Genomic DNA, 9,119 nt, shown 5'->3' with positions numbered 1-9,119 from the left:
CGCAGGAGGTTCCCGAGAATATTGAGCCCTTTGCTTAAGCTGTCGATGCTCTTTGCTCCGGTAAGCACAACCTTGCCGGACCCGAAAACCAGTGCGGCTATCTTCGGGTCCTGCATCCGGAGAACTACGCCCGGGAACCGCTTCTTGTTGTATTCGGCATCCTTGATCTTGGACGCAAGAGCGGGGAGATCGAGATAGTCGGTCACCTTTGCTGAGGCAACGATGTTCTCGATCTTGAGAGAGTCTTCTGGCCTGACCTTCATATTTATAAATGCCACAAAACAGTATTTAAAAAATTGGGTTCATTTCCCACCAATTATTCATCCAGCGTTGATACGTCGCCGGGGTCCATCCCCATCTCTTTTGCCTTGAGGACACGGCGCATGATCTTGCCGCTCCGGGTTTTGGGAAGCGATGTGACGAAATCGATCTCGGAGGGCATTGCAATGGGGCCGAGCGTGATCCGGACATGGTACAGGAGTTCGTTTTTCAGCCGGTCGCTTGCCGTATGGCCCTGGCGGAGGATCACGAACGCCTTGATGACATTCCCCTTGACCGGGTCGGGCTTGCCGATGACCGCGGCTTCGGCAACTGCTTTGTGCGAAACCAGCGCGCTCTCGACCTCGGCAGTGCCGATGTTGTGGCCTGCGACAACGATAAGATCGTCAGAACGCCCGAGCACCATGATGTACCCGTCCTTGTTCTTCACGGCAAGATCGCCAACCGCGTAGTAACCGGGGATCGTATGCCAGTACTTGAGGTAGCGTTCCTCATCATTGTAGACCGTGCGCATCATCGAGGGCCACGGCTCTTTGACCGCGAGGAACCCTCCGGTACCGGGGGGTACCGGTTTGCCGTCCTTATCTACGACATCAGCCACAACCCCGGGGATTGGCTTGCCGGCAAACCCGGGCATCATCGGCTCACCTACCGTGGTCGTAACCATATGCATACCCGTTTCGGTCTGCCACCACGTGTCGATGAGGGGACATTTGCCCTTGCCGACAACCCGGTAGAACCACTCGAATGCCTCGGGATTGAGCGGCTCGCCAACCGAGGCAAGGATGCGGAGTGAGCTGAGGTTGGACTTATCCGGCCATTCCTCGCCCAGTTTCATGAACATCCGGATCGCAGTCGGCGCCGTATAAAAGATAGTAACGCCGAACTCCTCGATCATGCGCCAGTACACGCCGGGGTCCGGGAAGTCCGGGGTACTCTCGGTGACAACCAGGGTTGCCCCGAGCGCGAGCGGGCCGTAGACAACATAGGAATGGCCGGTGATCCAGCCCGGGTCGGCTGTACACCAGTACACGTCATTATCCTTGATGTCGAGGACGTTCTTGCTGGTATAATGGGCGCCTACCATGTAACCCCCGCAGGTGTGGACAATACCTTTTGGCGCGCCGGTGGATCCGCTCGTGTACAGGATGAAGAGCGGGTCTTCTGCATCCATGATCTCGGGCTCGCACTCCGGGCGGACGTCCTTGATCATGTCGTAGAAATCGATCTCCATCTCGCGGTGGATCTCCACGGGCTGGTGGAGTTCGCGGCGGAGGACGACGACATACTCAACCGTGGGGGCATTGATGATCGCCTCTTCAATGATGTGTTTTAAGGGAATGGTCTTGCCGCGGCGGAATGTTGCATCGGCCGTGATGACGACCTTTGCACCGGCACCGGTGATCCGGCTGTTGAGTGCTGCTGCGCCGAAACCGCCGAAGACTACGCTGTGAACCGCGCCGATGCGTGCGCAGGCAAGCATCGAGATGATCTGCTCCGGCACCATGGGCATATAGATACAGACGCGATCGCCTTTCTTCACGCCGAGTTTCTTTAAACCGTTTGCGACCTTCAGCACCTCGCGGAAGAGCTGGCGGTAGGTATAGATCCGCTCGGTATCGTCCTCGCCCCGCCAGATGAGCGCCACCTTGTTCTTCCTTGAACTCATGACGTGGCGGTCAAGGCAGTTGTAGGTGATGTTGGTCTTCCCGCCAACGAACCACCGGGCGAACGGGTAGTTCCACTCCTTCACTTTCTTGTAGGGCGTGAACCAGTGGAGCTCCTTTGCGGCCTTGTCCCAGAATGCGTCAGGGTCCTTTGTGAACTCATTGTACGCTTTTGTGTAGTCACCTATCCAGCTGTTCTGTTTGCAGGAGTGATCGGGCGTGTACGTCTTCTCGCTCAGTACGACATCGAATTGTTCTGCCATGAATAACCCCGATTTTACACTATTAATAATGAGTGATACAAAATAAAGGCTGTCGTTTTCGTTTGCAGGAAAAAGGCTCGGATTGGCGTTTAATGCTTATTATAAACCCCATTTCTATTTAATGCGGCGCTTCTCCAGTATTTTCTGAATCCGGGCGTAATTTGTCGTTTTTTCGCTGCAATTTTGCGCGCGGTGTCCTGCCGGCTGCCAATCGCAGCGAATCCGGGCCTGTTTCTGTCGTATTTTCCCATACCTTTAAAACAGGCCTGTTCCGATTTCTATCCGTTACTGTGAACGACGGTACTGCGATGGGCAGCTGGTCCGGATATTCTCATTCCCGCCGCCCCGGGCAGGGTGTTCCGGTTATAATAGAACCAGTTATATGGAAAAGGTTGTGGTGATGTCAATGGAAAGGACCATGTTATCGGAATCTGAGGGGTATGATCTCCTCAAGGCATACGGAGTACCGGTACCCCAGTACCGGATTGTGATGACCCCCCACGATGCTGCGGACGCTGCCGAGACCATCGGCTTTCCGGTCGTGATGAAGATCATCTCCCCCCAGATAATCCACAAGAGCGACGCGGGCGGGGTTGTCGTCGGTGTCGGCAGCCGCGAGGCTGCTGTTGCAGCGTTCGAGAAGATCATCAGCGGTGCCAAGAAATACAACAATGACGCCGAGATCAAGGGCGTCATTGTCGAGCAGCAGGCAGAGCCCGGCCTCGAACTCATCATCGGTGGGAAGACCGACCCGGCGTTTGGCAAGGTCCTGACCTTCGGCATGGGCGGGACACTTGTCGAGCTGATGAAGGATATCACGCTCCGCATCCTCCCGCTCGATGAGGAGACTGTCCGCCAGATGGTCAAAGAGATCAACGGCTACCCGCTCATCACCGGGTACCGCGGGATGAAACCCAAGGACGAGGAAGCACTTGTCTCAACGTTGATGGCAGTCAACCGCTTCTTCCTCGAAAACGAGAACATCGTTGAGTTCGACATCAACCCGCTCCGCCTCTACGAGCAGGGCGCTCTCGCAGTCGATGCCCGCGTTATCGTCACCGATGCCCCCGTGCGGGAAGAAGCCCGTCCCGAGCGGCCGCCGGTACCCATGGAGTATTTCAACCCACGGTCCATTGCCGTTGTCGGTGCATCGCAGGACACGTCCAAGATGGGGTACGCGGTCATGCACAACCTCCTCCACTTCCCCGGCCAGCTCTACCCGGTCAACAACAAGCGCTCCGAGATCCAGGGGCTCAGGGCCTACCCCAACATCACCGCCATTCCCGCGCCGGTCGACCTTGCGGTCATCACGGTCCCGGCAATTCACGTGCCCCGTGTCATCGAAGAGTGCGGCGCCAAAGGTGTCCCGATGGCGGTCATCATCACTGCCGGGTTCAAGGAGATGGGCGAGCACGGCAAGGCACTCGAAGACCGGATCGTTGCCATTGCCCGGAACCACGGCACCCGTCTCATCGGCCCGAACTGCCTGGGCATGATCATCCCTCCGAGGGGCATCGACACCACCTATGTCCATGAGTCCCCGCGGCCCGGCAACATTGCGTTCATCTCCCAGAGCGGTGCCATTATCAACACGGTTGTTGACTGGAGCCTTGCAAAGAACATCGGCTTCTCCGCGGTCATCAGCGTTGGCAACCAGGCTGATCTCGACTTCCTTGACTACATCCGGTTTGTCGGAAAGGACGAGAAGACCCGGGCCATCATCCTCTACATAGAACAGATCACGGACGGCAAGGCCTTCATGGAAGTCGCTGCCGAGGTTGCAAAGTGCAAGCCCATCATCGCCATCAAGTCCGGCTCGTCAAGCCGGGGGCAGGCAGCAGCATCGTCCCACACCGGCTCGCTCTCCGGTTCCTACGATGTGTACATGGAAGCGTTCCGGAAATCAGGTATCATCGCTGTCCACACACTGACTGGCGCGTTCCTTGCGGCCCAGATGCTTGCCCACCGCAAGCGCTACCCGAAAGGCAAGCGTGCGGTCGTCATCACGAATGCCGGCGGTTTTGCTGTCCTGTCCTCGGATTACGCGGAGCGCTATGGTGTCGAGATGGTTGATCTCCCGCAGGATGTCATTGACGAAATGAACGAGTTCCTTCCCGAGTTCTGGAACAAGGGCAACCCGATCGACCTTTTAGGCGATGCAAACGAAAAACGCTTTGAAAAGACCTTTTCGGTGCTCGCAAAGCATGCTGACCTATGGGATATCGCGTTTATCGTCGGGTTCCCGAACCTTGTCCTGAATTCCGAGCAGATGGCCCGCCAAATCCTCAAGTTCTCGGCAGCAACCGAGAACCGGCTCGTGGCAACGCTCCTGGGCGGCGCATCGATGGATGCAGGCCGCGAGATGTTAAAGGAGCACGACATTCCCAGTTTCGAGGAGCTGGACTACACCTACCGCGTCATGGGACGCGTGCTCTGGCAGAAGTTCCGGGTCAAGGCGCCGGGACTGCTCTAATCCTTTTTTAAAGTTTATTCAACAGTAGTGCTTTTCACCACCGATACTTGCGTCGCCTCTTTTCTTTCTCCTCAAACGAGACAATGAAGTAACTGTGGATCTTCCCTTCGTCATCCAGCAGGATCTCTAAGTACAGTTCCATTATCCGGTGCTCGAATGCAACCGCGATCTGGTCGGCGCCAAGCTCGACAAACCCCAGCGCAAGCAACTCTTTCTCCACTTTGCTCACCGGGTATCTCCGGTTGGTGGAGATGAGTCGTTCGATATGCCGTTTCATCCGCAACTGCCATCCTGCATTGACCATGTCAGTATGCCTCGATCCGGTTATGGATGCTGGTGCTAAATTAAGATATGGAAAAGAGCAGGAATGAAAAAGGGGAGAATGATTGTTTATTTCTTTGCGTATTTCTTCCCGGCCGAGAATGCCTTCTCGAGCTGGGGCCCGACACCGAAGTAGGTGGACTGGGCGTACACGATCGGGTCAATTTTCGTCAGGTCCGGTTTCCCGTCCGTGACACAGGACGTGTTGGCATGGATTTCCACGATCTCGCCGATATACAGCAGGTGGCTCCCGCAGTCAATGGATTTGAACAGTTTGCACTCGATGTTGACCGGGCATTCTTTTGCCATCGGGGCGGTCTGTGTCTTCCCGTAAAACGAGGTGTAGACCTTCGACTTGTCCTCTTTTTCCCCGGAAACAATGCCGCAGTAGTCTGCTGCCACAACGTCCTTTGCTGCAGGGACGTTCAGGCTGAAGGTCTTGTTCTCGTCGATTCCTTTCGCCGTGTGCCGGACATGGTTGATCGCAACGCAGACCATCGGCGGTGCCATGCAGGCAACCGTTGCCCATGCAGCGGTCATGTAGTTGGGCTTGCCGTTGACCTTTGCGCCCACGAGCAGCGTGGGCATGACACTCATGTACGGCATCGGGCCGAGCGTGATTTTCTCCATGGTAAATCCCTGATGTGGTTGGCGGGGGAGGTGCATAAGGATATTCCCCATTTTTACCGGATTTACGAATCCCGGAGTTCCTTCCAGAGGTCCAGTTCAAGGCAGCTGTCTTTCACGTTCTGCTCCATCTCCTGGTACAGCGCAAACGGCACCGAGAACGTGAGCACATCCTTGCCGAGCGTGGGACGGACTGCCTTCCGGGCCGAGAGATCGGTGAGTCCGACCACTGCCCGTGGCGAACCCGAGTCACCTTCGGCATACGTGCAGACGCCCATAGCCTGGCAGCCAGCGGCGCTTGCGGCAACAAAGATCCCGTTCATGACATTGCCGGTAGAAAAATTCGCAAGCGTCGAGAGCGCTGCCAGCTGATCAGCATTTACGACAAAGACGATGCTTTTGATTTCTTCGCTCTCGTCTGTCTGCGAGATCGGCTTCATGACAATATACCGGTCCTTCGCATCATACACCGGCAGGTTCTTCAGCCATTTCTTTACAACCGCGGGGTTTTTCAAAAACCGCTCGCCTTCTGTCAGCATCTTTTTGTGGTGGTCATCGAAGCTCTGGTCGATGATCGCCTGGTAGGCCTTCCTGTCAGCAGCCCCTTCGATGCCATTCGAGAGGAACGAACAGAACCCGTCCTCGTTACGGGCAGCGTGTTTCTCCAGCGGACGCCCGAACCCGAGGCCCATGCAGCCACCGGCACAGGTGGTGGTCTCACGGGAGAAGACCGCGGTCTTCCCGTCCGTTGCAACCTTGGCAAAGAACCACATCACGCAGCCCCAGACGCCCGGCTTGAACTCAAGGGCTTTCTCCGGTTTCTTGTCAGTCCATACAATGGCGACCGGGTTTGTTTTTATCCCGGCAGCACGGGCAATCTCGCTTGGGGGCAACATGGCTGGGTCCTCAGTTCTTTTTTCGGCTGATCTGTCAGGGGCTCATATATACGTGTCGGATAGTCAGCGGGAGTCGCGTTTCTCCCCCGGCAGGCTGTACGGGATATCCCTGAAGTTCCGCTTCGGCCGGAGACCGGGCTCGACGAAGTCATCGCGGAGGTACTCCGGGTCCGGGTACGTGTAGAACCCCTCCCCCGATTTGCAGCCGAGTTTTCCTTTCGAGATGAAATGTTCCTTTAAGTACTTGGCAATAACTTTTGCCCGGGCATCCCCGTTCTTTGCCGTATGCATCGCGACACCGTACGAGGTGTCGAGGCTCATGATGTCCATTATGGCAAACGGCGGCGTGCTTCCGTGGGCGATCATCCAGGCCCGGTCAACATCCTTATAGGTCGCAACGCCTTCGGCAACAAGGCTGAACGCAACCATGAGATACTCGCGTTGGATGTGGTTCATGATGTACCCGCGGTGCTCTTTTAAGACAACCAGCGGGACCAGGTCGATCTTCCGTGCAAGGGTACAGGCCCGGGCAACAAGGCCGGGCGCGGTTCCCGCATGCGCCATGACGTCCACCTGCCGCTCCTTCCAGACCGGGTTCCCGAAGTGGAAGGCGAGAAGCCGTTCCGGCCGCCCGCACCCTTCCGCGAACTGCGAGGGGACGAGGTGCGACGTGTTGGAGAGGAAAACTGTCTTTTCCGGGCAGACCTCATGGAACGCTTCAAGGACCTGCGCCTTGAGCACGGGATCGTCAGGAACGGACTCGGAGAGATAATCAGCGTTTCGGGCGGCTTCCTTTACGTCCGTGCACAGCGATATTCGGCGGAGCACGGTCTTCTTTGTCTCCCGGCAGTACCCGTTTTTGACCAGGATCTCAAGCCGGCCTTCGATCTCCTTCATCGACCGGTCAAGCGATGATTTCTTCTCATTGAACAGCCGGACAAAAAACCCATGCATCGCGAACTGTAACGCGATCTGGCTTCCCATGGTACCGATGCCGACAACAAGGATGCGTTCTTCCTGTTCCATGGATTTACCGTTGGAGAAAAAATGCATATAAGCGATCGGAAGGTGGAAAAAATCAAGGGGGATTTTTCCACGCATAAGAAGGTTCATGGAACCGGAATTATCATTCCCGGCCGGCACACAACATCACGACAAGGATAATCTTAGTTAAAAGGAGCAGGACGGGACAAATGTCCTAAACCCTCCTTGCGGTCTGCGCCTATCCCGCTCTTTTCAGGGCTGCTGCCGCGAGACATCCATGTCGATGGGGATCTGCAGCTCGGTGAGTAGCTCGCTCTCTGCGACAACGTTCGGGTCCGTGAGATAGATTTCCCGGCAGGCGCCGCTTATCGCGAACCCCTTTTCCTCGGCATACGCCCCGATCCGGCTCCAGGCTGCCTGGAGACCTGAGTAAGGACCTTTATGGATGAGTGAGAGGCATTTTCCGCCCGGCAGGGTCAGGACATCCATCTCCGGATCCGTGAGCACGACCCGCCCGGTGATCGGGGCAGCGCACTCCATCGTCGCGTCTTTCTCCCGGTACTCGTTGTCGAGATACAGGGTCATGAATGGTCCGGTCACTTTCAGGCCGTTCCTCTGGTTCTCTTCTGAAAAGATCTGGTCGCAGAGTGCCGGCATGAGCCGCGAGATGGTCTCGTAGTACGGGCCGGTCCCTTTCTTTGCAATGATCCGCTGGGGCGGGACTTCCTTGACAAGAGGTTCATTCAGTGACATGTAGATCAACTCCAGCGAGGCGTCTTCGTCTGCGAGGATCGCCTCGATCTGCTGTAACCTGCTGACTTCGGACCGGATCTCCTGCCGTCTCCTTGCAAAGAGCGTGCGGATAGTCTCCGTGTCACGCCCCTCTTTTGCCGAAAGGAGGCAGCCGATCTCGGCCGGGGAGAACCCCAGCGTGCAGAGCGTCTTGATGGAGACGCCCCGTGCAATCTGGGCGCCCGTGTAATACCGGTAGCCCGTGCAGAGGTCCTTTACCTGCGGCACTAAGAGGCCCCGCTCATCGTAAAACCGGAGCGCTTTCTGGCTGAGCCGGGTGATGAGCGAGAACCGGCCGATGGGGATCTGGTCGCCTGCCATTGTTACATTAACCTGTGCGCTGCAAGGGCAAATAGGATGCCGGAGTCTCCCCCATGGGAAGGTTCCGGTGAGGGAGGGGGACGGTGACGGCTGGTTCCGACCCCCCTCACTCGATACTTCCGGGGTCACTTGCACAAACCGGCAACCGGCCCTGCCAATGTGGGCGACGCTCCTCGTGTTCCATGGCAGGATACCCTGACGGAGATTTGTTTCCCGGTTTTCACGGTTTCCTATGGTTTATATGCAATCCTCAGCTAACCATGGCATTGTAGTGTATCAGGTGGGTGTGAAAAATCTTCAAAAACCCCTCGCCGCTTGCCCGGCTTGCAGTGTTTATGATCATGTTATCGGTCGCTGGAGCGGTTGTTGCCGGTGTGTATTTCTTTATGGCTGACCTGTCGCAGCAGAAAACAGTCACGGCACCTCCAGGTGGATATGATCCGGACGCCATGTACGACTGCCAGACTGCCTGGTCCAGGTGCATGAACCGCTGCGG

At 56.6% G+C, this 9,119-nt stretch carries 7 protein-coding genes and 1 pseudogene; 1 reads left to right on the top strand and 7 read right to left on the bottom strand.

Annotated features, from left to right (window positions below):
- Both CW742_RS03245 and acs read right to left on the bottom strand, forming a co-directional pair.
- Positions 1–263, bottom strand: a pseudogene (locus CW742_RS03245) (TATA-box-binding protein); the annotation flags it as partial.
- Between the two features lie 53 nt (positions 264–316).
- A complete protein-coding gene (gene acs / locus CW742_RS03240) occupies positions 317–2,209 on the bottom strand; it encodes an acetate--CoA ligase (RefSeq protein WP_292416374.1) in 1,893 nt (630 codons plus the stop codon).
- A 406-nt stretch (positions 2,210–2,615) separates the two neighbouring features.
- On the opposite strand from acs, the gene CW742_RS03235 reads away from it, so the two are divergent.
- Positions 2,616–4,682 carry an acetate--CoA ligase family protein gene (locus CW742_RS03235; protein WP_292416371.1) on the top strand — a complete coding sequence of 689 codons (2,067 nt, stop codon included), beginning with the start codon at positions 2,616–2,618 and terminating at the stop codon, positions 4,680–4,682.
- A gap of 34 nt (positions 4,683–4,716) precedes the next feature.
- On the opposite strand, the gene CW742_RS03230 is transcribed toward CW742_RS03235, so the two are convergent.
- The 5 genes from CW742_RS03230 to CW742_RS03210 all read right to left on the bottom strand — a co-directional run bounded on the left by CW742_RS03230 (position 4,717) and on the right by CW742_RS03210 (position 8,623).
- Positions 4,717–4,986, bottom strand: a complete 270-nt coding sequence (locus tag CW742_RS03230) for a hypothetical protein (protein ID WP_292416369.1) — start codon at positions 4,984–4,986, stop codon at positions 4,717–4,719.
- An 86-nt stretch (positions 4,987–5,072) separates the two neighbouring features.
- The gene (locus CW742_RS03225) at positions 5,073–5,633 is read right to left on the bottom strand and encodes a flavin reductase family protein (protein ID WP_292416366.1); all 561 of its coding nucleotides are present in this window, start codon (positions 5,631–5,633) and stop codon (positions 5,073–5,075) included.
- A gap of 62 nt (positions 5,634–5,695) precedes the next feature.
- Positions 5,696–6,526 carry a DUF169 domain-containing protein gene (locus tag CW742_RS03220; RefSeq protein WP_292416363.1) on the bottom strand — a complete coding sequence of 277 codons (831 nt, stop codon included), beginning with the start codon at positions 6,524–6,526 and terminating at the stop codon, positions 5,696–5,698.
- 63 nt (positions 6,527–6,589) lie between these two features.
- Entirely contained in the window at positions 6,590–7,552 is a 963-nt protein-coding gene (locus CW742_RS03215) for a 3-hydroxyacyl-CoA dehydrogenase NAD-binding domain-containing protein (RefSeq protein ID WP_292416360.1), read from the bottom strand.
- A gap of 210 nt (positions 7,553–7,762) precedes the next feature.
- The gene (locus CW742_RS03210) at positions 7,763–8,623 is read right to left on the bottom strand and encodes a MerR family transcriptional regulator (RefSeq protein WP_292416358.1); all 861 of its coding nucleotides are present in this window, start codon (positions 8,621–8,623) and stop codon (positions 7,763–7,765) included.
- Positions 8,624–9,119 lie beyond the last annotated feature (496 nt).

Origin of the sequence: Methanoregula sp. (assembly GCF_002835825.1) — an archaeon.
In the GTDB taxonomy this organism is placed as follows: Archaea; Halobacteriota; Methanomicrobia; order Methanomicrobiales; family Methanospirillaceae; genus Methanoregula.
This window is presented reverse-complemented; position numbering and strand designations above follow the sequence as displayed.